The 23,817-nt window shown below is 51.9% G+C and carries 28 protein-coding genes and 1 riboswitch; of the genes, 8 read left to right on the top strand and 20 right to left on the bottom strand.

Annotated elements, in window-relative coordinates:
- Positions 1-47: 47 nt before the first annotated feature.
- Together JI735_RS11785 and JI735_RS11780 are read right to left on the bottom strand one after the other, a co-directional pair.
- Positions 48-1,073: a lipoate--protein ligase family protein gene (locus JI735_RS11785; RefSeq protein ID WP_233476355.1), complete on the bottom strand. Its 1,026-nt coding sequence runs from the start codon at positions 1,071-1,073 to the stop codon at positions 48-50.
- Positions 1,074-1,400: 327 nt separating this feature from the next.
- Entirely contained in the window at positions 1,401-1,595 is a 195-nt protein-coding gene (locus JI735_RS11780) for a hypothetical protein (RefSeq protein WP_039833385.1), read from the bottom strand.
- Positions 1,596-1,677: 82 nt separating this feature from the next.
- Here JI735_RS11780 and JI735_RS11775 point away from each other — a divergent pair, with 82 nt between their 5' ends.
- Positions 1,678-2,565, top strand: coding sequence for a CHAD domain-containing protein (locus JI735_RS11775; protein ID WP_039833384.1), 888 nt, complete (start codon positions 1,678-1,680; stop codon positions 2,563-2,565).
- 217 nt (positions 2,566-2,782) lie between these two features.
- Here JI735_RS11775 and JI735_RS11770 read toward each other — a convergent pair whose 3' ends face one another.
- From JI735_RS11770 to JI735_RS11755, 4 genes are all read right to left on the bottom strand, one after another.
- Positions 2,783-3,118 (bottom strand): thioredoxin family protein, encoded by a 336-nt coding sequence (locus JI735_RS11770; RefSeq protein ID WP_051051537.1) that lies wholly within the window; start codon positions 3,116-3,118, stop codon positions 2,783-2,785.
- 37 nt (positions 3,119-3,155) lie between these two features.
- Positions 3,156-3,518 carry a MerR family transcriptional regulator gene (locus tag JI735_RS11765; protein WP_039833383.1) on the bottom strand — a complete coding sequence of 121 codons (363 nt, stop codon included), beginning with the start codon at positions 3,516-3,518 and terminating at the stop codon, positions 3,156-3,158.
- 237 nt (positions 3,519-3,755) lie between these two features.
- Positions 3,756-4,391, bottom strand: a complete 636-nt coding sequence (locus JI735_RS11760) for a ThuA domain-containing protein (protein WP_039833386.1) — start codon at positions 4,389-4,391, stop codon at positions 3,756-3,758.
- A gap of 33 nt (positions 4,392-4,424) precedes the next feature.
- Positions 4,425-5,147, bottom strand: coding sequence for an SDR family NAD(P)-dependent oxidoreductase (locus tag JI735_RS11755; RefSeq protein ID WP_039833382.1), 723 nt, complete (start codon positions 5,145-5,147; stop codon positions 4,425-4,427).
- 225 nt (positions 5,148-5,372) lie between these two features.
- On the opposite strand from JI735_RS11755, the gene ytxJ reads away from it, so the two are divergent.
- From ytxJ to JI735_RS11735, 4 genes are all read left to right on the top strand, one after another.
- On the top strand, positions 5,373-5,699 hold the full coding sequence (ytxJ, locus tag JI735_RS11750; RefSeq protein WP_039833381.1) for a bacillithiol system redox-active protein YtxJ: 327 nt from the start codon (positions 5,373-5,375) through the stop codon (positions 5,697-5,699).
- The gene (locus JI735_RS11745; RefSeq protein ID WP_020431250.1) at positions 5,696-5,935 is read left to right on the top strand and encodes a glutaredoxin family protein; all 240 of its coding nucleotides are present in this window, start codon (positions 5,696-5,698) and stop codon (positions 5,933-5,935) included. The genes ytxJ and JI735_RS11745 overlap by 4 nt, the downstream gene beginning before the upstream one ends.
- A gap of 283 nt (positions 5,936-6,218) precedes the next feature.
- Positions 6,219-6,388, top strand: a riboswitch (cyclic di-AMP (ydaO/yuaA leader).
- A gap of 114 nt (positions 6,389-6,502) precedes the next feature.
- Positions 6,503-7,015 carry a hypothetical protein gene (locus JI735_RS11740; RefSeq protein ID WP_202677408.1) on the top strand — a complete coding sequence of 171 codons (513 nt, stop codon included), beginning with the start codon at positions 6,503-6,505 and terminating at the stop codon, positions 7,013-7,015.
- A 28-nt stretch (positions 7,016-7,043) separates the two neighbouring features.
- The gene (locus JI735_RS11735; protein WP_039833379.1) at positions 7,044-7,496 is read left to right on the top strand and encodes a hypothetical protein; all 453 of its coding nucleotides are present in this window, start codon (positions 7,044-7,046) and stop codon (positions 7,494-7,496) included.
- Between the two features lie 26 nt (positions 7,497-7,522).
- Here JI735_RS11735 and JI735_RS11730 read toward each other — a convergent pair whose 3' ends face one another.
- Both JI735_RS11730 and JI735_RS11725 read right to left on the bottom strand, forming a co-directional pair.
- Positions 7,523-10,330 carry an O-antigen ligase family protein gene (locus tag JI735_RS11730; RefSeq protein ID WP_202677407.1) on the bottom strand — a complete coding sequence of 936 codons (2,808 nt, stop codon included), beginning with the start codon at positions 10,328-10,330 and terminating at the stop codon, positions 7,523-7,525.
- Positions 10,331-10,532: 202 nt separating this feature from the next.
- A complete protein-coding gene (locus JI735_RS11725) occupies positions 10,533-10,721 on the bottom strand; it encodes a hypothetical protein (protein WP_020431254.1) in 189 nt (62 codons plus the stop codon).
- Positions 10,722-10,976: 255 nt separating this feature from the next.
- On the opposite strand from JI735_RS11725, the gene JI735_RS11720 reads away from it, so the two are divergent.
- Complete coding sequence (locus tag JI735_RS11720) at positions 10,977-11,303, top strand: sigma factor-like helix-turn-helix DNA-binding protein (RefSeq protein WP_039833375.1); 327 nt, start codon at positions 10,977-10,979, stop codon at positions 11,301-11,303.
- On the top strand, positions 11,255-11,491 hold the full coding sequence (locus tag JI735_RS11715; protein ID WP_039833374.1) for a hypothetical protein: 237 nt from the start codon (positions 11,255-11,257) through the stop codon (positions 11,489-11,491). The genes JI735_RS11720 and JI735_RS11715 overlap by 49 nt, the downstream gene beginning before the upstream one ends.
- A gap of 90 nt (positions 11,492-11,581) precedes the next feature.
- Here JI735_RS11715 and JI735_RS11710 read toward each other — a convergent pair whose 3' ends face one another.
- The 7 genes from JI735_RS11710 to JI735_RS11680 all read right to left on the bottom strand — a co-directional run bounded on the left by JI735_RS11710 (position 11,582) and on the right by JI735_RS11680 (position 17,712).
- Complete coding sequence (locus JI735_RS11710; protein ID WP_202677406.1) at positions 11,582-11,875, bottom strand: carbohydrate-binding protein; 294 nt, start codon at positions 11,873-11,875, stop codon at positions 11,582-11,584.
- Positions 11,876-11,901: 26 nt separating this feature from the next.
- The gene (locus tag JI735_RS11705; RefSeq protein WP_233476465.1) at positions 11,902-12,339 is read right to left on the bottom strand and encodes a CBM21 domain-containing protein; all 438 of its coding nucleotides are present in this window, start codon (positions 12,337-12,339) and stop codon (positions 11,902-11,904) included.
- Positions 12,340-13,380: 1,041 nt separating this feature from the next.
- Positions 13,381-14,679, bottom strand: a complete 1,299-nt coding sequence (locus tag JI735_RS11700; RefSeq protein ID WP_039833128.1) for an ABC transporter permease — start codon at positions 14,677-14,679, stop codon at positions 13,381-13,383.
- Positions 14,672-15,574, bottom strand: a complete 903-nt coding sequence (locus tag JI735_RS11695) for an ABC transporter ATP-binding protein (RefSeq protein WP_039833127.1) — start codon at positions 15,572-15,574, stop codon at positions 14,672-14,674. The genes JI735_RS11700 and JI735_RS11695 overlap by 8 nt, the downstream gene beginning before the upstream one ends.
- 4 nt (positions 15,575-15,578) lie before the next feature.
- Positions 15,579-16,511: an ABC transporter ATP-binding protein gene (locus JI735_RS11690; RefSeq protein WP_039833126.1), complete on the bottom strand. Its 933-nt coding sequence runs from the start codon at positions 16,509-16,511 to the stop codon at positions 15,579-15,581.
- Positions 16,512-16,527: 16 nt separating this feature from the next.
- A complete protein-coding gene (locus JI735_RS11685) occupies positions 16,528-16,923 on the bottom strand; it encodes a GntR family transcriptional regulator (protein WP_039833125.1) in 396 nt (131 codons plus the stop codon).
- 60 nt (positions 16,924-16,983) lie between these two features.
- Positions 16,984-17,712, bottom strand: a complete 729-nt coding sequence (locus JI735_RS11680; protein ID WP_039833124.1) for a hypothetical protein — start codon at positions 17,710-17,712, stop codon at positions 16,984-16,986.
- A gap of 243 nt (positions 17,713-17,955) precedes the next feature.
- Between JI735_RS11680 and JI735_RS11675 the strand changes: the two genes are divergently transcribed.
- Positions 17,956-18,738, top strand: coding sequence for an MBL fold metallo-hydrolase (locus JI735_RS11675; protein ID WP_039833123.1), 783 nt, complete (start codon positions 17,956-17,958; stop codon positions 18,736-18,738).
- A 106-nt stretch (positions 18,739-18,844) separates the two neighbouring features.
- Here the strand turns inward: JI735_RS11675 and JI735_RS11670 are convergent, their stop codons facing one another.
- The 5 genes from JI735_RS11670 to ctaD form a co-directional block, all read right to left on the bottom strand.
- A complete protein-coding gene (locus JI735_RS11670) occupies positions 18,845-19,309 on the bottom strand; it encodes a DUF420 domain-containing protein (RefSeq protein ID WP_039833122.1) in 465 nt (154 codons plus the stop codon).
- Positions 19,310-19,335: 26 nt separating this feature from the next.
- Positions 19,336-20,262 carry a cytochrome c oxidase assembly factor CtaG gene (gene ctaG, locus JI735_RS11665; protein ID WP_039833121.1) on the bottom strand — a complete coding sequence of 309 codons (927 nt, stop codon included), beginning with the start codon at positions 20,260-20,262 and terminating at the stop codon, positions 19,336-19,338.
- 655 nt (positions 20,263-20,917) lie between these two features.
- Positions 20,918-21,244 carry a cytochrome C oxidase subunit IV family protein gene (locus JI735_RS11660; RefSeq protein ID WP_020427301.1) on the bottom strand — a complete coding sequence of 109 codons (327 nt, stop codon included), beginning with the start codon at positions 21,242-21,244 and terminating at the stop codon, positions 20,918-20,920.
- Positions 21,245-21,246: 2 nt separating this feature from the next.
- Positions 21,247-21,873 carry a cytochrome (ubi)quinol oxidase subunit III gene (locus JI735_RS11655; RefSeq protein WP_039835717.1) on the bottom strand — a complete coding sequence of 209 codons (627 nt, stop codon included), beginning with the start codon at positions 21,871-21,873 and terminating at the stop codon, positions 21,247-21,249.
- A 6-nt stretch (positions 21,874-21,879) separates the two neighbouring features.
- Positions 21,880-23,718, bottom strand: a complete 1,839-nt coding sequence (gene ctaD, locus JI735_RS11650; RefSeq protein ID WP_051051826.1) for a cytochrome c oxidase subunit I — start codon at positions 23,716-23,718, stop codon at positions 21,880-21,882.
- Between the last annotated feature and the right edge of the window lie 99 nt (positions 23,719-23,817).

The raw sequence follows: 23,817 nt of genomic DNA, 5'->3' as shown, positions 1-23,817 counted from the left end.
CACCGGCTATGGGAAGGGCCGGTTCCCTATGCAACCGGCCCAGGCTGCTAGCGGGCGTAGCGCTCCCGCAGCACCCTTGCGGCCTCCAGTACGCGCGGATCAGCGTACTGGAGGCTGTACCCTGCAGTATGCCGCAGCTGGCCGGCAGACTGCAGATGGACGCCGCGCCGGGCCAGGGCCAGGCGGAATCCTTCGGCGAACACTGCCGCCGAAGCCGGTCCGCCAAGCTCGCCGAGCGCGGCCAGGGTCTGCGGGCTGACGCGCGGATAAGCAAGCGCGTCAGCCCCGTCCGCGGCAGTATCGTAGAAGCCGCGGATCAACTGCCCGCGCTCCAGCCCGGAGCCGGAGACGATTACGAACGCGTGCACGAAGTACGCGCTGCTCTGCCTGCGCTGGGCAATGCCGCAGAATTTGCGGCCGCCGATGGCCAAATCGAAATCGCCCGGGCAATATGATCCGGCGACCTCGCCCGCCTGGATCTGTGCCGCCGCCTGCGGATGGCTGACCGCGACGGCTTCTGTGATCAGCGAAGCCAGCAGCCGGAAATCGTCGTGGAAGTCCAGCTTCCCCGGACTTTTGCGGAGCAGCAGCGACACGTTGACGACCCCGGCATCCAGCGGCACAGCCGCGCCGCCGGAATGCCGGACCGCCGTGCGGTAGCCCTTCCCCTCCAGTTCGGCCATCGCCTCAGCCGCCCGGGGCAGCTTGCTGTCCCGCAGGCCCAGGGCAACGCCACCGGGATGGCTCCACAGATGTACTGACGGCGGAATGAGGCCCGTCCCTACATCCCGGCAGAGCGTCTCTTCGAACGCAAACGGGAGCAGCATGTCTCCGCCTGGCTCCACCGCAGGATTTAATGCCCCTGCGGCTTCACTCCCGGGAATACCGGAACCCCCGCTTCCCGGTGATACATCCAGTTCCGCCAAGTGCTCAAAAAGCACCATCACCGGCGGGAGCATCCCCGTTAATACCTGTCCCTGCATTTGTCCTCGCACTAGTCCCGGCACCTGTCCTCGCACCCTCCCTTGCACTTGTCCTTGCTCCTGCACTTGTCCCTGCACTTGTCCTGGCACCTGTCCTCGCTCCTGCACTTGTTCTTGCATTTCTCCTTGTCCTTGCACTAGTCCCTGTCCTTGTCCCTCACCCTCCACTTGCCCTCGTCCCTCTTCCTGCCCCTGCACTTGTCCTTGTCCTTGTCCTTGTCCTTCAAAGTGACTTTGCTCATCAACTTGCCTTATAACTTGCCCTATTACTTGCTCTTTCCTGGTTCCTTCACTTGCTCCTGCCCGGTCTCCCCCACCAGCCTCTGCTTCTGTCCTTGCACTTGTCCCTGCGCCATTCCCGTCCCGGGCTCCTGCCCTTGCCTCACACTGGTCCTGCTCTTTATATTCCCCGTTCATCTATACACCCTCCCGCAGTCCATTGGCTTCCTTCTTTTCCGAAAAATGCGGCATATAGCCCATTGCACCTTGAAAGCTGCTGTCGAACGTTCCGTTTTCTTGTCTTATTATAAGAATACCGGCCATATTCCTATTGTAACCGATGAGCAGTCCGGCAGCGAAGCCTCCTGCGATCCGTATTTGAAATGAGGCCATGATAGCGTTATCCTTAAGGTATTAGCACAGTAGCTGCCACCAGAGTTCATGCAAGACACAACCCTCTAAGGAGTGATGCCGCATGACAGACCTGCAAGTAGTGAAGGAACGGCAAAACAGCAAAGCCAGGCAGTGGGAGCTGGCGCTGAACAAGCTATATATCAACTTTTGTGATTACAGCAAAGACGCGCTGGAAGCATTCGGGGATGAGGATATTCATCAGGCCAGAGTGAACTGCCGCAAGCTGCTGACGCTGCTGTCCATACTCGACCCGGAGCATCTGGTTACAGCAGATCTGTACAGCGCCTTCAAGCAGGCGCAAAAAAGGCTCGGCAAGGTCAGGGACGCCGATGTGCTGATCGAATCCTTTAAGGATAGACATCATCAGGCCAAGGAGGCCGGGGAAGCCAAAACCGCCAAGCTGCTGAAGGCTGTCATCCGTCATCAAAAGGTTAAGCGGAAAAAGTACCGCAAGAAGCTGGCGGCCGAGCTGCCCAAGCTGAGCGGCCAAGCGCTAAACGGGCAGTGGGAGGCCTTTCTTAGCCGCGATCTCGAAGGACTGGCCGCCAAAAAAGATGCGAATGTCGTCATGCGCGAGCTTGAGGTCGCATTCGAGCAGAAGAAAAAGGCCTGCAAAACCCTGTTCAAGGGTCCCGAGGCCGAATCCAAAGAGTCTTTCGACGCGCTGCATGAGCTGCGGATCGCCGCTAAGGAACTGCGGTATACCGCCAGTGCTGCGAGCTTTGCGTTGAGTCAGAAATTTCATGCCCATGAAGATATTTACAAAGAAATTCAGGAACAGCTCGGCATCATTAACGATAAACGGGTATGGCTGGAAATTCTCCAATCCATCGGACGTGAGGAGCTGGGGGCCGGCCGCAAGGTTTGGACTGAATTCACAGACAGCCTCAGTGCTGAAGTTCTTGAAGCGTTGCACCACAATGAGGTCGTTCAATTCCCCGGCACTTGAGATATTTCATCTCCTAATTCATTTTTTAGTTCAGCCCATATTTTTATGCAAAATAAGGGGGAAGCCAGCACATGCGGCTTCCTCCCTTTTTGTCATTTAAAAAGGATGATTTTATCCTCCAAAACAACGGCACTGTCTCGCACTTGGCCCCGCAGCCCAATTCTCCTGAAATCAACGGCACTTTTGCCGTTGTTGCACCTCCGCCGCGCGGTTGCTATTACCGGCTGTTCGCGGCGGCAAAGCGGTCCAGCACACCCTGATAGGCTGATTTCGGCCGCAGGCCTACCAGCTTTTCCATAGGCTGTCCCCCGTTATATACGATCACGGTAGGCAGGCCCATGACTCCTGCTTCTGCAGCCAGCTCCGGCAGAACATCACAATTCACTTTAAGAATCGTGACATTGCTGCCATACTCCTCATCCAGCTCCTCCAGGATCGGCAGAAGCGTCTGGCAAGGCGGGCACCAAGGGGCGCCGTAATCTACCAGTACAGTCCCTCCTTCGTGCAACCGCAGCCGCAGCGTATCGGCATGTTCCGTAATTATAACAGCCATCATTAATTCCTCCTCGTCCCATTCTGTATCGTTCAGGTCATTCTGTTTCCCTCTGCTCCTGCTGAATGGAGGCAATCCTCTCCTCCAGATTTGACTTGATCTGGTTCAGCTGCAGCAGCTGGCATTCAATGTCCTCCAGCTTGCTGCGGTACAGCGGCATCACATCCGCACAGAAGGCCTCTTTTTTCATCAGCACACAATTTAAAAAACCGGCGATTTCCTCCGTCGACAAACCCAGATTCAAATACAGCTTGATCGTCTCCACCGTCTCCACGGCCAGCGCTGAATACTCGCGGTATCCATTGGCCTTACGGAGCGGGGTAATCAGACCCTGACGCTCATAATATCGCAGTGACCGGATGCTGACACCCGTCCGTTCTGCAAGCTCACCTATTTTCATGGCATGTTCTCCCCGGGGTTCATGAGAAATGGTCTGATCACAGTATAAACCCTGACACCAGTGTCAGGGTCAAGAGTTTTTATTCAGCTTTAGTGCGATGCTCATCCGTTGTAGTCCCGCAAGCCCCTTGCTTCCCGGCAGCGGGAGCAAAACCCAAAACCCCAACCTCTCCCCAAGGCTTCAGCAGGACTCACCATCATACCGCTTATCTTATACACTTCGTCGCCATGGCAAAAGCTACAGCAATCCTGCTGCCCATAGACCGCCTCGCTTAATCATCTTCCGGAAGGGTTCGACCGAAAAGGAAGCAAGATGATGGCCTGGCATCAAATAGACAACGCGCCCTTGGCCGAATTCATGACACCAGGCTGCGGGCCGCATAGCACCCCCGTGCGGATACTCTGCCAGTATTGTCGTTTCAAAATGCGGCTGCATGTCAAAATAATACGGCTCGTCCTCCATCACAAAATCAGTGATTCCCTCCATAATCGGATGCCCGGTTGCGGGGACCGTCATTTGAAGAGAGGTGTACGCCGGATGGTGGGTGAAGTAGGCTCCCAGCATCACACCCAGCTCCTGATTGCGCTGCAGCGAGATTCCATTATGCACCACCAGCAGTCCGCCGCCGCTTGCCACGTAAGAGAGCAAACCGCCGCTTTGTTCAGGAGGTATTTTGTGATCCGAAAATTCTGTATACGCTATCACAAGCTTGTATTCCGATAAGCTGTCTTTACTCAGCAAAGAGTAATCTTCGGTGGATGTCACCTGCAATTCTCCGCCCAACAGTTCCTCAAAAACGCGGTCCACACCGGCAAACGGATGATACTTCACCTCCGTATAGCTTCCAAGCGCAAGTACTTTTAACTCTCCCATTTCCATTCACACCTTTCTACCGGAAAAGTTGTACTACCAGGGCCAAGGGTCCCCTTGAAAATCCAGAAAAACCGGCTCCTTCCCCATATGCGCCTTGTGATCCTCAACAATACTCATAATTTTGCCCGCAGATTCTTCAGGCGGTATAGGCGCTGCCTCATCTTTCTCGCCGCTCATATAGGACTGCAGCCAGCCTGGATGGAAGACCATGACCTGCCCGCCCATCACCCGCAGATGATTATGCATCAGGGAGGACTGCATATTAAGCGCTGCCTTGGACATACAATAACCGTACATGTTAATCCGCTGGTTACGGCTGATACTGCCGGCTTCAGAGGATATATTCACGATTAATTTCTGTTTTCCCTGCAGCAAAAGGCCGATCAAAGCATTGCTGACCCGCAGGGAACCGAGCGTATTGATATTATAAATGTGCGCCATCGCTGTGTCATCCATATCCACCAGTATGGTGGCATCATCCGCCTGGTCAATCACTCCGGCATTGTTGATAATCAGATCCAGATGACCCGTGCATCCGGCAATGCTGCGCGCTGCGCGCTTTACGCTTTCGCTGCTGCCGATATCCAGCGGAACCAGATCCAAATGGTCCTGATATTGCGCTTGAAGCGCTTCCAGTGCTTGAGATTCCTCAAAGTACTGCCCGGCGAACACCTTATATTTATTCTCCAGAAGCCAGCGCACAAGGAAAAATCCAAGTCCCCGGTCAGCGCCAGTAACACAAGCGACCCTTTTCATGAATTGGACACTCCTTCATCTTAAGAATCAGTAACCTGTTACCGCTGTTATCCCATTCACATTAGCATGGCACTTGTCTTTTTTCAACGTCCTGCACAGGACTGTTCGGATTGGCAGCACGGCATGATTCTCCCTTTTGACTTAATTTTTAACTATGTTACAATCAGAAATATCATTGTTAACAACCGAATTGTTAGCAAACTAAAAATATCAGGAGGGATTCCGATGTCCATAGCACAAATTCACAGTGTCGACGAATTGCATCAATACCTTGCACAGCCTGGTAAAAAACTGCTGTTCAAGCACAGCACCACCTGCCCGATCAGCGCCAAGGCCAATGAAGAATTCCGGGCCTATGTCCAAAGCTCCGGCACCCCTGCTGCCGTGGTCCATGTGATAGAAGACCGTCCAGTCTCCAACCAGATTGCCGAGGACTTCGGCATCAAACATGAGTCTCCGCAAATTTTCCTGCTCGAAGACGGCGAGGTCCGCTGGAACACCTCCCATTGGAAGATCACCCGGGATGCCATTAAGGAAGCTGTGAACTCATGAGCCAGCCTGTAATTATCTATTCAACCGCGAACTGCAGTGACTGCAACCAAGTGAAGCAGCTGATGAAGGAGCAGGGTGTTCCTTTTGAAGTAAGAGATGTTATGACCAGCACGGTCTACCAGGAAGAAGTGGAAAAGCTCGGTTTCATGGGTGTTCCAGTTACAGTAGCAGGGGCGCATGCCGTCAAAGGCTTCAATCTGCCTGAGCTTAAGGAGCTTATTGCAGCAGCCCGTTAATGCGCCGGATTTCTTTGGATCAGCAGAGCTGATGCAGTTTCCGGATTCATAGGTTAAAAAGGGGATTCAGGACTAAATCATTCTTGAATCCCCTTTTTTCAAAAAAAATAAAAACCGGCGTACGAATGAGATAATAGGCCGATAAACAGCAACATATATGGTTTTATCCGTTTATTTCCTGCGAATCCCGGGATTTCAACGTTAATTTACGCCGCATCTTCCTTTTTCCTTTTTACAAAGAACTGCATGAAAGAGTATGATTCGTTTTGAACTTATTCATGAAAACCAATCAACGCTGAATTCCCGCCATGCGGGAAACGGGGGAACCACCAGGCGATAAGCCTACTTGGGGTGAATCCGAAGGGGACCGCACCAATGCAGTCTCACTAGGCAGGGCGACTCTCACCGTCCGAATCCGACAGCTAACCCCGTAAGCGTATAGAGAGAGAACTTGATCCGCCACGCTTATGCGCCAGGTTTATTTGAACCTGTACCCAAAGCCGCAGCAGAGGTCCTCCTCTGCTGCGGCTTTTTGTGTGGAGATCAATGATTAGGAGGAAAACGGGAATGGAATCACGACGGCTGTTGCGTATAGAAATATGGGTATTCGATACACCTTGGCCCGCAAGCCCCGGGCCGGAGCAGGCCGGAAATTGCCGCTACGGCCTCCTGAAGCTGACCTGCCAGGGAGGGCATAGCTGGTCACAGGGACTGCTATGGGAAGATAAGCGGGTTGATCTGATCCAATGGAGCGGCTTCCTGCGCAGCATCCGCCGCTGCCGCCTTGAGGAGGCGATCCGAATTGTATACCGCTTAGGCCCCCAGTGGAGGCGGACTCAGCGGGATCTGGTACTGAGTGCACTACTGCATCTAAAAGCAAAGCTTCAACAAGGGAAATTCATTGATATGCAGGGTCAGACAGACTCTTATTTTCACTCCGTGTTGGCTGCCGGAGGTAGCTCAAGTGCGGGAAGAATGTACTATAGACCTTCACGGACACTGCAGCTCCAGCGGACCTGGCCAGAGCCGGACCCGGCGGAGCTGATTAACAAATCTATCGCTTATTATTCTATTCTATAGTTTTTTATTCAGAAAGGACCGTGAGAACATGCCCGACCCCTTATCGCGCACGTCGGCTTCAACAGCCGGATTTGCAGAGTATATCGAGAAGTACAGCGGGAATATCTATACGCTCAGCAGGCTGCTGCTGGGGCAGGGGGCCGAAGCAGAGGAAGCTGCTGTGAAGAGCTTCACGGAGCTTTATGAGCCGTATCTGCGTACAGGCTGTGACGCGCAGAGCTTCTCCCTTCAGTGCTACCGTGAATGCATCCGTCATTGCTCCCTGATTGCCCAAGGCTGCAAGCCCCGTATTTCGGCCTGCCTGTCCTGGGAGGACCAGCTTGTACATGCGCTCCGGTATGGCCTGCGCCTGTCTCTGGCGGACATCGGTCTGATCCTCGAGAAGAACCTGCCTGAGCTCAAGGCGCAGATCCGGCAGATGCGCGAGCAGCTGGCTGCACATGAAGCCGCAATGCCAACAGCCAGTTTATCCGCTGGATAAACTGGCCGGCTATGACGGACTGCACCTTATGATAATGGCTTCATTCCGGCAATTTGCTCGATCATACCCGCCTCTTGGGCATCGGCGGCAATTAGCTTATTATACACATCCTGATCCTCAGAGCTGTTCAGTTTTTTTAACCCGGCTAAATACCAGCGTGCCATCTCCCGGTTAACCGCATCCGAATAATCTTCGCTGAGTCCGCCTTTCAATGTGGTAACTGCACCCTGGACATTTCCAGTGAGGAACTGCATTTTACCAAGTGCTAAGATTGCGGCAGAAGAAAAGGCAGTGGCCTGATTGTTTGCTTCTCTCATAACCTGGTTATAAGCCTCAATTCCCGTATTAAAGTTCGCCTTTGCATTGGCTGCGACCTGATCGACGACTGTACTGTCAACGCCCGGAGTGTTTAACAGATTCAGCCATTCCGTATAAATGGGTTGTCCCAGTTCGAAAGACCGGACGATTAAGTCATTGTACCATCCAGTGCTCCACAGATCACCCCGGCCCGCCAGATCGGCGTAACCGCCCGTGAAGCCCGTCTGGATGAAGGTCAGAGCCGTCTCTGTATCCCCTGTTATCTGCTTAACCTTGCCTGCGCTCAGCGCAATCAGCGGCGTGACCGAGAAGGGCCGGCCCTGAAGCTGTCCGGGAGGCAATGTTTTCAAGAAGGCAACACCATCTGCAACATCCTGGTAAGTGGTAAGGGCGGTCTGGAAGTACTCCTGTTGCTTAGCCTTGTCCTGTTGGAGAAGAGCTTGGACACCCAAACCGGATGCCCGGGTGATCAGCGGCTCGTACCAGTCAATATCCCAGATATATTTGTTCAGATTATCGCGGTATACGGCATACGCGCTCTCGCTCTTGCCCTGGAGATCATACAGGGCGATTTGCTGCAGGAGCATCTGCTTGTTGTTCGGCTCATCTTTTAGACCGCGCTGCAGCACGGAAAGAGATTCTGCGGCAAATTGCTCATTTTTCGTCTGGCTGTATACCTGGTTATCAAGCACGGACAGCAGGATCACTGATTCGGGATGTGAAGGCCGGATCTTCAACGACTTCATCAGCGGAGCCTTAATCTCTTCATAAGAGGTGCTGTATTGGGCAACGGCCTTTGCTTCGGCGAACGCGTTGGTGGAACTGATGCTGCGCAGTGACACGATAAAGACTGCCAATGCGGCCGCGCAGGCCACAGCCAGATAACCGAACCGCAGTACAGACGAATTCCACCCGGCGGCGAGAGGTTTGGCCTCCATTGAAGCCGCCATTCCGCCCAGGGCGATGAATACAAGGATTCCCATGAAAGCATAACTCATATTAAAGTCCAGGATACTGTGTACCAGAATCGAAAGCGCAATAATCAGATAAAAGAAGCCGTTATCGTAATCATCCGTCCCCGCCCGTTTGATGTATCCTTTGGTATATTTGTAGAATACGAACAGGATAAAGCCCATGAACACGACAAAGCCCAATATTCCGACCTCGATCAAATACTGCAAAAAGAAGTTGTGCGCCTGACGGCTGACATACGGGTTGTTCTGGTATTTCTCATACAGGGCGGCCCATCCGCCCCCGCCTGCCCCAAGCACCGGATAATCCTTCGCCACCTTAAAAGCATCGCGGTAAAAAGTGATCCGCTCCAGCACACTGTGCTGCTCAAAGTTGATGTTCTCCAGGCGGGTCTCGATATTGGCCGGCAAAATACTGCGTGCGCTTGTGCCAATCAGAAGCCACGCTGCAATAACTACCACCGCTGTTGCTCCGATGGGCAGCCACAGATTAGCCAGCTTACGGGTGGACCAGCCCTCTAAGCGCTTCTCCAGCCGGGGAGCCGCAAAGTGCTGCACGGCCCAGCTTATAGCTGCGGTTACAGCACAAGCAATAAGCAGCCAGGACCAGCCCTCTGCTGCCGCAGAAGCATCCGGAACCGCCGCCAGGCGTTTGCCGATAGCTGTTACCTTACCAATTACAGCCAGCGACGCAAGGGCAGCCACAAGGAGATGGATGATCCACAGAATCTGCCGCGAAGGCTTTTGAAAAAGAAGCAGCAGGACAAATACAGCCGGCAGCAGGACCAGGCCGCCCCGCGATAGGGTCAGTAGGAGCGACACGATAACCGGCACCAGCATAAAACTGTGAATGACTGTACCGTACCATTTGGGGGACCGTATCAGAGCAAACACCGCAACGAACAGGAACGCCATCAGGAAGCCGGCATATGTATTCGCATATTGAAATACCGAGGTTAGACGCAGACCATTCGAGTCAGTCATTACCGCATCCAGGTACTTCCCTGATCCGGCAACAGTATTAGAGAACCAGCCAACCGCTTCTCCAGCCACATTCCAGGCGCCCAACCAGTTCAGCAGGCCAAACCAAACGATTAGGTAAGCTACGGTCATTATGGCGGTTTGTATGAGCGTATTCACTTGTTTTTGTCTCAAAAGATAGAGGCCTACAATAAACAAAGCCGCATACATGCTTTGAATTAGGAGCATATTGATGGCCATGTAGTGTGAAGCAGCTACAAAAAGCGACAGGAAGTAAGTCAGCGGAAGCAAGAGCACAGCCAGAGCAAGCAGATCCCGCTGATCCTCCAGCTTAAATTTTTTGTAGTAGATGCCTGCCCAGACAATGAGCATCAGACTGCAAATTATAACTGAGATATAAAGCGGCTTCTCATAATCCGCACGCAGACCGTTAAATAACCCCACTTGAAATGGGGTCCATATGAGAAATAGAATAATACCGATAATCAGCACCCAGAGCGGGCTTGATATCTTTTCAGCATTTTTTGACAGCGTAACCTTTTTACCGTACACAGGATGGCCCAATTTATATTCCCCTTTACAATATATTGCATATTCCTATTTATTATAATGTCATATCCTCTCATTGGCAAAATTACCCTACACTTTAGTTAATAGATAACAAAAAAGAGAGGGCCGTACAGCATCCGTACTTCTCCCCGCAATCTTGTTCCTATTGTTACGTCAAAAAAGCCGCGGCAGCCTGCCGCGGCTTTCTATTCCATTCTCAACCCTTCTTGCCTTTGCCGCCTTTGGCGAATCTCAGGAACGCCATGCAGCAGCCTAATATTCCAACGCCAAGCAATACCGTCTGCAGCGCCCCCAGCCACATTGAGCTCTCCGGTTTGATTAGGCTGCTGATAATAATCAGCAGAATCGAAGCCGCTGCCAGCAAGGGTGTTTGTCTTTTTTTCATGAACTGAACCACTCCTTATTACTAAGGTACACTATACGGCATTTTTTCGCCAGAACCAGCTTAGCGGCTGTCTCTTGAGAGTTTGCTAATCAGCGCTTTCCAGCTTTCCCCTCCACCCGATAGGTGAAGTTGTAGTTTGTCATACAATAGTAAACCAGATTATGGTATTGTAATAGGAACAAATGTTCCTATTTTGGTTGTTTTTTAACTTCTAAATTTTCCCTATACATAAACAATGGTAAAGGAGAATCAGTTGTGAGCGCCTACGAAGAATACAAAAGGGAGATTTACCGGATTGGCTGGAGAATCCAATACAAAGCAAGAAAGGTCCGTGCACGGGAGCTCCCTCTCTTTGATAATTGCACAATCGATCATAATTTCACGGTCACTTCCGATACAAAAATATGGATTCAAGACCTTCTAAGCCAGCTTCCATCCCAGGGAAGTACCATTATCAGCAAGCTTTATCTGCAGGACATGACCGAAAACGAGGTTGCAAAGGAACTTCATCTCAGTCAACAGGCGGTGAACAAATGGAAAAAGAAAATGATTCAAATATTATCTCAGACCGCGAATTTTTAACTCTGCTTCAAGCAGCGAAAAGGAAAGACCCGGCGGCCACATTGCAGCTGGTGAACTTATTCAAAGAGGATATCCTCAAAGTTAGTAGATTCATCCATCTGCCTGCAGAAGATGCTGTTTCTATGATCACTTTGGAATTCCTTGAATTAATACAAGAGAAAAACCATGAACCGATGTTACCGGAATGACTTCTATTGGAAACGGTCCCCCACAGAGAAAAGGATCACAAAGCGGAATAAGCCGCCTGTGATCCTCTATTAACTGCACTTTAAAATGAATTAGTTGACCTCGTAATTATGGCCATAGTTATTATCCCAATACGTTTGCCCGCCAGTTGTATACGAAATCGCATATTTAACATTTGTGGCACCCGGAACATTGATACTGTATTTCCAAAATTCAACACTATTGAAGTTATTCACGATGCCACCGTAAGCAGCGAATACCTCATGAGTCGTTGCCCAGTTGTCTGTTGTGTACACTACTTTTACTGTTTTCGTCGGATTCAGGTTTTTCACAAAGATGTATCCACTAAATTCACCATTGCTTAGAGTACTTTTGTCGTTAAGCACATTTGGTGCTCCCAAAATCACGGAGCTCAGTGGATATGAACTATTGACTTCATTGTAATAATTCGCCCCCCGTTGTTATCCCAATAGATCTGGTTATTCACTTCGTATTTAATTGCGAATTTTATGAATTTCGGATCCTTCAACTCTAAATGATCTTTTGAACTATCTGTTCTGGAAATGCCAAAATGCCATTTCTCACGGTTTACATCCGCCGGCCCTACATAAGACGCAGCCGTATCATACCAATTTGTGTCATCCGTGGTGTAATGAACAGTGACATTTTTCACAGGTCCCAGATTAGCAACGTCAATATTTCCGCTGAATCCGACATATCCATTTTTATACATAACACTGAGATCCGAGTCAATAAGCTTAACCTCATCACCGCTGGCAAATGCCGATCCCACAAAGGATACACCAAAAATCAGAGTAAACATCATCAATCCAGCAAATAGTTTTTTCATTACTTTCACAGTTCTCGCTCCTCTAATTTCAATTTTTTACAACAGAGTCTTGAGCCGACCAGGATGAGATACATACATATACATTGGTACACTTATTGTTCTTTCATCCCTCCTTAAGCATATCGAAACCAAGTTGTAATTTCTAAAATGTTAATTTTTTCCTATTAATAGGATAACTTTAACTAAATTTTATGTAAATAGTAAATAAGTAACATATTTCATATGATTGCATATAGTATATTTTGTCATAAAAGGTCAAAAGAACAGGAAAGCACCAGAATAAAACGGCTACGCTGCCTTATAAGGATGGCACCCTTTTCAGCGGGAAATAGAAGTAATTTAGAACCGAAGCATATAAATTATATTTGAACAAAATCACCCCAGCGGGTAAATAAGGGTCCTGAAGGTTACGAAATCCGCATTGTTGTATAACATGCAGGATTTTCGTCCATTTGGTAAAGACACGCTCACATTGTTGTACAATTCACAAGATTTTTGTCCGTTTAGCGTAATTAGGACACAGATTGTTGTAAATCGTACAAGATGTCCACCCATTCGGCCTGCTTAAGGCACACTTTGTTGTATTCCGTGCAGGATTTTCGAGGGTTAACCCCCCCGTTACGGACAGGAAAGCCTTTATTCAGAGAAGATTCGGCTATTCCGCAGGACTTCGGACTGAGATGCCTTTATTTGCCCCTTTTCCCTTTATTCCAGGCTCCATCGAACGATATAACGGCTCCTAAGTCCGTATCCGCTGAAAAAGCAAGATTTTTGGCAAAATAAGGGCTCCTTTGTCCGCCTCAGTCCGCGGATTGAGCCCCATCCTCCTGCATCGCTTATATCCTCGAAGGTTTCCAAGATCTCTGCATTTTTTGACATTGTATAATTTCCTATACAACAAAAAAATCCCTTTAAGGCTGTCGACATTCGCCTCTGGGGATTCTATTAACAAGCTATATCTTTAAGTTTATTTTCTCTTAACAATACAAACAGCCCCGATGCAGAAAAGTGATTCATCGGAGCTGTTTGTAATTGCTTCCCTTAAATCTTATAAGCCTTCATCGCTTTTCTGATCTCCTTAATGCTTGGGCGTTTGCCGTACATCAGGACCCCGGTCCGGTAGATCTTGGCTGCGAGCCAGCCCAGTCCAAATGTGGTTGCCAGCAGGATCACAAGCGAGACGGCAATTTCCCAGAAGGCAACCTCCCCTACCCCAATCCGCAGCACCATGCTGAGCGGTGAGGTAATAGGCACAAAGCTTGCCACCTTGATCAGCATAGTGTCCGGAGCTGAGATGCTGAACAACGGAATGTAGAAGGCTACAAAGGTACACATCATTACCGGCATCAATGCCTGGCCCAGGTCCTCAGTGCGGCTTACAATGGAGCCTACAGCTGCATACATTAAGGCATACAGGAAGTAGCCCAGCACATAAAGGATGAAACCATATACCAGGATGCCATAATTCAATTGTCCAAGATCCAGATCAAAATCAGTCAATATGCTGGCATTGTGCGGAAGCATCAGATTGACGGCGATACTTGCCGAGATAATGGCAATTTGCATCAGGCCGACCAGGAAGATCCCGATGACCTTGCCGAACATTTGCGTTAGCGGCGAAGCGCTGGTAATCAGAATCTCCATGATGCGGGAGCTTTTCTCCGAGGTTACTTCTGCCGAAATCATATTCCCGGTCATGGTAATCGACATAAAGAACAGGATCAGAAGCACATAGACGATAACATAATTGATGGCCGGCTTCGATTCATCCGTTGCTGCGCCGTCCTTTCCATCTGTACTGAGCTGCTGGGTGCCGATGGATACCGGCGCAAACATTGCCGCTACCTGCTCCTGAGTCAGCTTATCGCCGGCAATCAGCTGTGTATTGATCTGCTGCAGCGCACCCTGGAGGTAAGTCTTCAGGTCTTTATCCAGCTCTCCGTCCTTGCTGTGATAGGTGACCGGAGGGACGCCTTCACTGCCTTTGGCATCAAAGGTAAGGTAGCCTTCAATTTTATCGTCATCCAGTCCCTGCTTCAGGGCAGCGTCATCCGCCGAGGCAAAGGCCGTAAAAGCTACGGTGTCCGTATCTTCATCTGCATCTGCAGCCGCAGGCGGCGCATACGCCAGCAGGAGCTCAGCGGCACGGTTCCCCTGTTCAGCCACAACACCGATCTGCGTGTCTTTGGCTCCATCATCCCCCTGGAACACCTTGATGAAGTATGGAATATTCATGCCGATGCTGATCAGCAAAATCAGAATCAAGGTTGTAATCAGGAAGGATTTGGTTCTTACTTTGTTTTTGAAGGTAAAGCTGATAATTGTCCCCATTTTATTCATTAGATTCACCCACCGCTCTGATAAAGATTTGGTTCAAGGTTGGTTCCTTGATTTCAAAATGTTCAACCTCACCGGCTGCCATCGCGTGTTGCAGGATACGCTGCGCTGCACCGATCTCGCTGATGGAGAGCAGATACCCCCGCTCCTGCTTCTGCACCGCGCTCACCCCTGGAATTTTATCCAGGCCGCTCAATTCGCCGGCCGTCCTGAGCGCGACTTCTTCACGCGGATACCCCTTCTTAATCTCACGAATGTCGCCTTGTACGACCGTATTGGAACGGTCGAGAATCGTAATATTGCGGCATAGCTCTTCCACATGCTCCATCCGGTGGGTGGAAAACAGAATGCTCGTGCCCTGGTCACGCAGTTCTTTTACGGTATCCTTAAGCAGCTCCACGTTGACGGGGTCCAGACCACTGAACGCCTCGTCCAGGATCAGGATTTGCGGCTTATGGACAACCGCGGCGATAAAGCCCATCTTCTGCTGGTTGCCCTTGGAGAGCTCTTCGATCTTCTTGTTGTAATACTCCGGAACGTCAAAACGTTCCAGCCAGAAGCGGAGGCTCTTCTCCGCATCACCGGCTGACATGCCGCGCAGCCGGGCCAGATAGATAATCTGGTCGCTGACCTTAACCTTCGGGTACAGCCCCCGTTCCTCCGGGAGATATCCCATCATATGCTGCAGCTCATCGCTGAACGGCTTACCGTTATAAAGAATCTTCCCTCCATCGGGATAGATCAGTCCCAGCACCATACGCATGGTCGTTGTTTTGCCGGCGCCATTGGCACCGAGCAGTCCATAAATCTCTCCTGGCTCCACCTTCAGGCTGATTCCATTTACTGCGGTTTTGTCTCCATACTGCTTCATAACTTGTTCCAGCTTCAAAGCTTCCATTCTTCTAGTCTCCTCTCTCCTGGTCAATCAGTACCGGGCGGTGCCCTTGTGTCCATAAGCTCAGGATTTCATCCAGCTCCAAAATCCGGCTCTTGATAACCTTTACGCCCAAATCCTGGACACGTTTCTCATTCTGCTGTGTTTGCGGGGTAATAAATGAGGCAACTCCCGGTGTCTCTATGGCAAAATGCAAGGCTCCCGGCAGCTCTTGTGCAAGCTCCCCCAGTTCTTCCTCATTCTCCACCTGGACCCAAATCTCGCTCCACGAGCCAAACAAGCTGTCCTTCTCGGCCATTCCGAGCAGCTGCCCGTGATGCATCAGCACAATATAATCCGCGAGCCGCCGCACCTCCTCCACAATATGGGTCGAAATCACCACTGTAGCGCCGGACTCATCCATATATTTGCGCAGAGTCTCGATCATCGCCTTCCAGGCAAAAGGGTCCAGCCCTGAGGATGGCTCATCCAGCAGCAGCAGCTGTGGACGGGCCGCCAGCGCGGCGGCAATCTCGAACTTGCGGCGCTCGCCCTTGGACATTTTACCCAGCTTGGCATCCTCCGGCACTTCAAACTTTGCCAGCAGCGCTTCGAAGAAATCCTGATCCCAAGCCGGGTACCAGTGGCGCCGGAATTCGGCAGCCTCTGCGGCACTCCAGTATTTCTCCTCGGCCTGCGGGTTTTCCGGCACGTAGGCAATGCGCTGGCGAAGCGCAAGCGGCAGCCCGTCCGCATAGGAATGCTCGAACCAGCGGATTTCGCCCTCATCGGGGAAGGTCAGCTGCAGGAGCATATGCAGCATTGTGCTTTTGCCGGAGCCATTCTGGCCCACCAGTGCGGTAATATAGCCCTGCGGGAGATTTAGATTCAGGGGGCCTATGGTCTTGCCCTGCCGCCGCTTTTTGCTTACATTACGCAGTTCTATGGCCTGCTGTACCATGGATTGACGCCTCCTTTCAAGTCTGTGTTCCATATTTGTGCTTCACAATTGCCGTGAATAGCTCCGTCAGCTCCGCTTCCGAGCATTGTACCGACAGACCGACATCCACTGCATTTTCCAGCGCCTTGCGGATTGCCTCTTTCTTGTACCCCTCCATCGCCCCTTCGCCTACATGGGATACAAAGGTGCCTGTACCCTGCCTGGTCCGCAGCAGCCCCTCGTTCTCCAGATCCTGATAGACACGGCGCACAGTGATCACACTGCATTTCAGATCGCCGGCAAATTCCCGGATGGATGGAAGGAGTGTCCCCTCAGTGATCACTCCGCTGATTATCAGCGATTTAAGCTGGGTTTCGATCTGGTGGTACAGCGGCTCGGCGCTGTTTTCATTAATTTGTATCGGTATCCACATGATTCACACCCGCCTTCCACACTCCGGTAAGCCGGAGCGCTTCCTTGCTATTCAGCCCCTTCATACGAGATCACGGCTCTTCAGCCGGTAGATGGTCCATTTGGAGAACAACTGCACGGATACAGTGCCAAGCAGCAGAGTCGCCCACATCAGCGGGGAAGCGAGGCCCCATTCCTTCGCATACCGGATGCTGTAAAGGAACAGATTCCCTCCCGCCTTCCCTACCAGCAGCGCCACGCCAAGGCATAGGAGCGTAATAAGCAGGAGAAGCCAGCAATACGTTTTACCACTAACCATTAATTCAATAAAAATGTACAGCCCGGTCAGCACAAGTGCGAACCCAACCCAGGTTAGTGCAAAAGCAAGATAGGCAGGAATAGACAATTCGCTTCGGAGCTGTCCGCTCATTGCATAAATGAGGCCGAAGTAGAGTACACCGTTCAGGGTGAAGGAGAACACCGCGTGCAGCTTTCTTTTGCACAGCACCACAGCAGCCGGGACCGGGAGACTGCGCATATAAGCAAGCATCCGGGTATACGAGTCCTCACTTAAATACTTCATTGTACGCCGGGAGAAGGTGAAGCCAAGCATTGGCGTCATTGAGATCAGCAGGAAATCTGCCAGTACCTTACCGTCCCCAGACTCCAGAACATCGCCGATAATCATTTCGCTAAATATCGACATATAGACCGTAAATAGAACCGCAAAAATCAGCGCCCTCAGCAGCTTCAGCTTATCGGCCCGGAAATCGCTCCGGACAATAACCCAGGCATCTTTTATAGTTGTCATGAACTGTAACCTCACTTTATGGTCTAAAACATAGTGTGCTTTTCTGTGTGCTTTTCTGTGTGCTTACTGTGTATATCTATATACACAGTATATGACCTGTGATTTCCAGTGTCAACCAAAAAGTTAAGACCTTTAATCGGGAATCTAACCGGGACTTGGGGAACCCTTGCCCTTATGCTACGCTAATAAAAGCAACAGCTTCACTGCTATTGAAGCCATAACTTACAAGCACTGGAGGTTCATATGATCAATGATCCCTGGTTTACCGTACAACAAATCGATGAGACCACCTTCGCCATCAGTGAGTATGGACACTGGGAGAAGGTCCATTCCTTCCTCCTGCTGGGTCAGGAGCGGGCGGCGCTGATTGATACCGGGCTGGGAATCGGGAATATCCGGACTATCACAGATCAGTTAACGAATCTGCCGATCGATGTGCTGACCACACATGTACATACTGACCATATCGGCAGCCATGGGGAATACGAGCGGATTTTTGTGCATGAGGGAGATCTGGATTGGCTTGTCCATGGCATTAAGGGCTTATCACTTGAACAGGTCCGCCGGGATATCGGCAGAGATATCAGCCAGCCTGTGCCGGAGGGCTTTGATCCGCAGACCTACCGGCCCTTTCAGGGTGAGCCCGCAGGGTTATTGCGGGACGGAGACACCGTTGAACTGGGCGGCAGAGCGTTAGCTGTGTATCATACCCCCGGCCATTCTCCGGGGCATCTTGTCTTCTGGGATCAGTTGAACGGCTATTTGTTCACCGGTGATCTGCTGTATGACGGAACTCCGGTCTATGCTTTTTACCCGTCCACCAGCCCTGTGGATTTAGTCGCGTCTTTAGAGAGGATTGCGGAGATTGATGGGGTACAGCGGATTTACGGATCGCACAACACACTGGGTCTCCATCCACAAATTCTGAGCGAGGTGAAGCATGCGGTGCAACTGCTGCGCAGGAACGGTCTGGTCAAATTCGGCACAGGCCTTCATACGTTTAACGGCTTCAGCATACAGTTCTGACAGGGCACAGGAAGCCTTCAGCACAAAAAGACCCGTGGAACTGAGCGCTCCCAAGCGGAACACAGGTCTCACAGGTCTTTTTTATAACACAGCAATCAGGCTTGGATCAGGCACCCAAAATAACTTCCCACACCGGCTTCGTATGTCCTCCCGGATAAAATATGTACAGCAGCACATACACCGCAACTCCTGTAATAGCTGTTATGAACCAGATCACAGACGTCACTCTGCCCCATTTCCGGTGCTTGGCGTATTTGGCCTTGAAGCCGAGGGTCAGCGTGGTAATCCCGAATACGGCTGCCACCGTTGCCAGCACGATATGGAAAATCAGAAAAATGTGATACAGCAGCGACAGATCCTCAGGACCGCCCCACGAAGTATTGCCTACAAACACCGTTCTTGACATATATACGATGAAAAACAGCACGGCAGCGACAGCGGCAGCAATCATTGTCTTCTTGTGCGCCTCGCGTTTGCCCTTGATGATCAGTCTCCAGCCAATAGCCACCAGCACCGCACTGATCACGATGAAAGATGTGCTGATTGTTGGAAACACAGTGAAAATATCCATGATTATCCTCCTCGGTGTTCTACCGGCTATACCCGGGTCAAAACACGCTCCTCCAGCTCAGAAGAAGGCGCGGAAACTTCCGCATCGTCTTGCCCGTTCTCTTTTTTATACCAATGATAGAACACATAAGCAAGCATCGAGGCAAAAATAAATTCCTGGATGAACTTCATGGCGATCCCGCCCACCTGCTGATCCACCTTGGGTGAGAGCCAGCCGAAGAACGCCGGCCCGCCAAAAGCCTGCAGCAGCTCCGCAGGACTCCCGGACACACAGTACCCCATCGCCCGCGCCCAGGTCTGCGGATTACTGTAAGTGGCATAGAGCGGCTCCCCCGCAAAAATAATAAGCCCGCAGGCCGGCGTGAGCAGCACCATGTTCAGGAAAATAAACCCGATCTGGCCCAGTCCGTTTATGCTGCGCAGCTCCGGCAGCGGGTTAATCAGATTCCACCACATCAGCGCGGAGGTCAGGAACAGCACAGCGTAGTACAGCCGGTGCACCGCAAAATGCAGCATGACATAATCATGGATCACCGGGATATGATAGAGCGAAAATAATCCGTTGAACAGCAGCGCCGCCACTACCGGCTGAGCCAGAAAAGATACACGCCGCAGCGGGCGGAGCAATCCCTTCAACAGGGCTCGCCAGCACCAGTCAGGAATGCCCAGCATAATCAGCGGGACCGCAACCAGGTAGGAGAAGGCCATACTTGCCATATGAAAAGAGAATAAAATATGCCCCAGCAAACTCAGCGGCCCGCCTTGGGCCAGATACAGCGCCAGCATGCCGAAGATGAACGAAAACCTCCGCCACAGCGGAACCCGGGATGAGCCCTGGAAACGTCCGGAAAGCGGGCCGATCAGCACAAAATAACCAGCTGTGAGCAGCAGCATGACTGCCAGAAACAGCGGGCTCCACAGCTCTGCAAAGCTAAAGTAGGATAATCCCAGCATGATACCCAAGCCTCCTTGCACGGGATGATTGAAAGGGCGGGGCCCGATCGCGTAATAAAGTCGCCGGCTGGGCGGAGCCCGGGGTTGGCGGTGCCGCGCGGGGCGCGGACTGGCGCGGGCGCTGCGGCGCGGGGGGGCGCGACTGGTGCGGGCGCTGCTGCGCGGGGGGCGCGGGCGCTGCGGCGCGGGGGCGCGGGCTGGTGCGGGCCTCTGGCGAGGGCGCTGCGGCGCGGGCTGGCGCGGGCGCTGCAGCGCGAGGGGCGTGACCTGGCGCGGGTTGCTGCGGGGCGCAGCCTTTTCCTCAAGCTGCGACTGCTAAGTGGAATTTGTACCACTAATCTTATTGCAAACCCGCTGCTGAGACTGCTAAGTGGAATTTGTACCACTAATTCAGCCAAAACCGCGTCCATCCGCAGTTTTCAGCAAAAATAAGTTTACTTTTTCCCACTAATACTCGGTTTTCGACTGAAACGCGGAAATTAAGTGGACTTTTTCCACTTACTCTTCCCACTAACCCCTCGGTTCCCCAACAATTTAGTTTGTTAACCCCCTGTATAGAGCCCCCTGCCCGCATACTGCTCCCATTATACCATTTAGCAGCAAGCCGCTCTCCTCATGCAAAAAAGGCGGCATCGCCGCCGCCCCTATGCAACCGCTAATCCCACCATACCCAGTAGAGCGCCATCACAATGCAGGTTCCAGCGATAAAAAAGCCGCCCAGCATAAATATTATGGGCAGCAGGTGCCCTTTGTCCTTGAGATGCATCCAAAAGCCCATTTGCAGGAATACCTGAAGCACTGCCATCACCAGCAGCAGGATCACGGCAAATGTGGCATTGACACCCCCGGCGGCTACAGCCGCAAAGGCAATCAGCGTCAAAACGACAGAGAAGGCAAATACCACAATATGCCGCTGCGGCCCTTCCTGCCGGTGGCGGTGCTTCACCGCGCCGCTCGAAGCGGAATGCTGTTCAGTCGCCATGGTTACCCCACCTTTCCGAGCAGGTATACGACGGTAAAGATAAAGACCCATACCACATCAATAAAATGCCAGTACATGGCGGAAACATAAATTTTGGGCGCGGTTACGACCGTAAGCCCCTTGCGCGCAAGCTGCCCGATCAACACGGAAATCCAGAGGATGCCAAAAGCCACATGCGCGCCGTGAAAGCCAACCAGTGTGTAGAACGCCGAGCTGAAGGCGCTGGTGGTCATGCCGAACTCCTCATGTCTTACATATACGCTGAATTCATAGATTTCCAGCACCAGAAAGCATAGTCCCAGAAATACCGTAACCAGCAGCCAGTTGCGAAGTACCGTCACCTTTCCCCTGTGCATGGCCTGAATGGCGAACACACTGGTCAGACTGCTGACCAGCAGGAGGAAGGTTGCAGCCGCCACCAGCGGCAGATGGAACAGATCATTCGCCGACGGGCCTTCATTGGTCTGGTTCCGCAGTGCCAGGAAGGTGGCGAACAGGGTTCCGAACAGTACCGACTCCCCGCCCAGGAACAGCCAAAAGGCCAGCACCTTGTTGCGTCCCTCCAGGGTTGCTTTTTCAGGTTCGTGCGGAAGATTACCCGCCGCACCTTCGGCATGTGCCGTTGTCATGTCCGCTCACCGTCCTTCCAGCTCTTCAGGCTCGATATGCCAGCCGTGATCATCATAGAGCGACCGCAGCAGCATCGACCCGAAGGTAATCACCAGCCCGATGGCTGTAACAAGATAATTATTGAACATAAAGCCCATGAACGCATTCCCGAAGTCATCACGGCTGAACATGAAGCCCAGGCCGGCAATAAAGATGCCGACTGACATCAGGAACGGCAATATCGTTGCCGATGGCATATGAATCGGACCGACCGGCTCTGCAGGAGTCATAGTTTTATGGCCCGAGGTTTTTTCCTTCCAGAAGGCATCCAGCCCGCGCACCAGCGGAGTCTGTTTGAAATTGTATTCCGGCGGCGGCGAGGAAATCGTCCACTCCAGCGTGCGGCCGTCTTCCCAAGGATCATCTGGCGCGTCTGCCGGCTTTCGTGAAGTCAGGAAAATATTTGTGAGGAAAATAAGCATCCCCACACCCATCAATCCCGCCCCGATCGTACTAATGAGATTCAGCAGGTCAAACTGCTGGTTCGGCAGATAGGTGAATACGCGGCGCTGCATCCCCATCAGTCCCAGGAAATGCTGCACGAAGAAGGTGAGATGGAAGCCGATTATAAAGGTCCAGAAGGTCCATTTGCCCAAGGTTTCGTTCAGCATCCGCCCGAACATCTTCGGCCACCAGTAATGCAGCCCGGCAAACAGGCCGAGCACCAGACCGCCGACAATGACATAATGGAAATGCGCAACAACAAAATACGTATCATGAAACTGAAAATCGGCAGGCGCTGAGGCCAGCATGACCCCGGTGACGCCCCCCATCGTAAAAGTGGGAATAAAGCCGACCGCGAACAGGTTGGGGGTAGTAAACCGCACCTGACCGCCCCACATGGTGAACAGCCAGTTGAAAATTTTGATCCCGGTTGGTACGGCAATCAGCATGGTCGATACCGAGAACAGGGCGTTCGCTACCGGGCCCAGGCCGGTGGTGAACATATGATGCGCCCAGACCATGAAGCCCAGAAAAGCGATCAGGATCGTGGCAAATACCATGGAGCTGTAGCCGAACAGGCGCTTGCGCGCGAAGGTCGGGATGACCTCCGAGATGATGCCAAAGGCCGGGAGGATCAGAATGTATACTTCGGGATGACCGAAGATCCAGAAGATATGCTGCCAGAGCACCGAGTTTCCGCCTGCCGAGGTATCGAAGAAATTAGCTTCGAGAATCCGGTCGAATGTAAGCAGCACCAGCCCGACTGTAATAGCGGGAAAAGCAAACAAAATAATCGCAGAAGTAATGAAGCTGGCCCAGACGAACATCGGCATCCGCATAAAGGACATGCCCGGCGCACGCATCGTAATGATGGTAGCCAGAAAGTTAATGCCCCCGATCAGCGTCCCGAGACCGGCAATCTGCAGCCCGATGGTGTAGAAATCCACCCCATGTGTGCCGCTGTACTGGGTAGTGGACAACGGAGTATACGAGGTCCAGCCGGCATCTGGCGCACCGCCCATGATCCAGCTGAGGTTGAGCAGAACCCCGCCGAACAGGAAGGTCCAAAAGCCCAGCGCATTCAGAAACGGAAAGGCGACATCGCGCGCACCGATCTGCAGCGGAATTACCGCGTTCATCAGTGCGAAGATCACCGGCATGACGCCAAGAAAAATCATGGTTGTGCCGTGCATGGTGATCAGTTCGTTGAAGGTCTGGGCATCCAGAAAGGTATTCATCGGCTTGATCAGCTGGATACGGATCAGAATGGCCTCAAGTCCCCCGATGCCAAAAAACAAGCCTCCGGCCCACAGGTACAAAATCGCTATCTTTTTATGATCGACGGTGGTAATCCAGTCCATCAGTCCGGTATGGCGTTTCACGCTGTGGCCATGCCTCAAAGGCGGTGATGGATTCAGGGACTGCGCTGCTTGAGCCAAGGTTCGTACCCCCTTTTCGAA

This window comes from Paenibacillus sonchi (assembly GCF_016772475.1).
GTDB lineage: Bacteria > Bacillota > Bacilli > Paenibacillales > Paenibacillaceae > Paenibacillus_AQ > Paenibacillus_AQ sonchi.
Note: the sequence above shows the minus strand (reverse complement) of the source record. Positions and strands in the feature narration are given on the sequence as shown.

What these genes read in the sequence shown, in the direction of transcription:
- JI735_RS11740 (WP_202677408.1), top strand. Translation starts at nt 6,503, where the DNA reads ATGGAATCACGACGGCTGTTGCGTATAGAAATATGGGTATTCGATACA.
- JI735_RS11780 (WP_039833385.1), bottom strand. Translation starts at nt 1,595, where the DNA reads ATGGCCTCATTTCAAATACGGATCGCAGGAGGCTTCGCTGCCGGACTG.
- JI735_RS11675 (WP_039833123.1), top strand. Translation starts at nt 17,956, where the DNA reads ATGATCAATGATCCCTGGTTTACCGTACAACAAATCGATGAGACCACC.
- JI735_RS11770 (WP_051051537.1), bottom strand. Translation starts at nt 3,118, where the DNA reads ATGGCTGTTATAATTACGGAACATGCCGATACGCTGCGGCTGCGGTTG.
- JI735_RS11670 (WP_039833122.1), bottom strand. Translation starts at nt 19,309, where the DNA reads ATGGATATTTTCACTGTGTTTCCAACAATCAGCACATCTTTCATCGTG.
- JI735_RS11765 (WP_039833383.1), bottom strand. Translation starts at nt 3,518, where the DNA reads ATGAAAATAGGTGAGCTTGCAGAACGGACGGGTGTCAGCATCCGGTCA.
- JI735_RS11735 (WP_039833379.1), top strand. Translation starts at nt 7,044, where the DNA reads ATGCCCGACCCCTTATCGCGCACGTCGGCTTCAACAGCCGGATTTGCA.
- ytxJ (WP_039833381.1), top strand. Translation starts at nt 5,373, where the DNA reads ATGTCCATAGCACAAATTCACAGTGTCGACGAATTGCATCAATACCTT.
- JI735_RS11690 (WP_039833126.1), bottom strand. Translation starts at nt 16,511, where the DNA reads ATGGTACAGCAGGCCATAGAACTGCGTAATGTAAGCAAAAAGCGGCGG.
- JI735_RS11725 (WP_020431254.1), bottom strand. Translation starts at nt 10,721, where the DNA reads ATGAAAAAAAGACAAACACCCTTGCTGGCAGCGGCTTCGATTCTGCTG.
- JI735_RS11695 (WP_039833127.1), bottom strand. Translation starts at nt 15,574, where the DNA reads ATGGAAGCTTTGAAGCTGGAACAAGTTATGAAGCAGTATGGAGACAAA.
- ctaD (WP_051051826.1), bottom strand. Translation starts at nt 23,718, where the DNA reads ATGGACTGGATTACCACCGTCGATCATAAAAAGATAGCGATTTTGTAC.
- JI735_RS11745 (WP_020431250.1), top strand. Translation starts at nt 5,696, where the DNA reads ATGAGCCAGCCTGTAATTATCTATTCAACCGCGAACTGCAGTGACTGC.
- JI735_RS11685 (WP_039833125.1), bottom strand. Translation starts at nt 16,923, where the DNA reads ATGTGGATACCGATACAAATTAATGAAAACAGCGCCGAGCCGCTGTAC.
- JI735_RS11700 (WP_039833128.1), bottom strand. Translation starts at nt 14,679, where the DNA reads ATGAATAAAATGGGGACAATTATCAGCTTTACCTTCAAAAACAAAGTA.
- JI735_RS11775 (WP_039833384.1), top strand. Translation starts at nt 1,678, where the DNA reads ATGACAGACCTGCAAGTAGTGAAGGAACGGCAAAACAGCAAAGCCAGG.
- JI735_RS11705 (WP_233476465.1), bottom strand. Translation starts at nt 12,339, where the DNA reads ATGAAAAAACTATTTGCTGGATTGATGATGTTTACTCTGATTTTTGGT.
- JI735_RS11655 (WP_039835717.1), bottom strand. Translation starts at nt 21,873, where the DNA reads ATGACAACGGCACATGCCGAAGGTGCGGCGGGTAATCTTCCGCACGAA.
- JI735_RS11755 (WP_039833382.1), bottom strand. Translation starts at nt 5,147, where the DNA reads ATGAAAAGGGTCGCTTGTGTTACTGGCGCTGACCGGGGACTTGGATTT.
- JI735_RS11760 (WP_039833386.1), bottom strand. Translation starts at nt 4,391, where the DNA reads ATGGGAGAGTTAAAAGTACTTGCGCTTGGAAGCTATACGGAGGTGAAG.
- JI735_RS11715 (WP_039833374.1), top strand. Translation starts at nt 11,255, where the DNA reads ATGGAAAAAGAAAATGATTCAAATATTATCTCAGACCGCGAATTTTTA.
- ctaG (WP_039833121.1), bottom strand. Translation starts at nt 20,262, where the DNA reads ATGCTGGGATTATCCTACTTTAGCTTTGCAGAGCTGTGGAGCCCGCTG.
- JI735_RS11680 (WP_039833124.1), bottom strand. Translation starts at nt 17,712, where the DNA reads ATGACAACTATAAAAGATGCCTGGGTTATTGTCCGGAGCGATTTCCGG.
- JI735_RS11660 (WP_020427301.1), bottom strand. Translation starts at nt 21,244, where the DNA reads ATGGCGACTGAACAGCATTCCGCTTCGAGCGGCGCGGTGAAGCACCGC.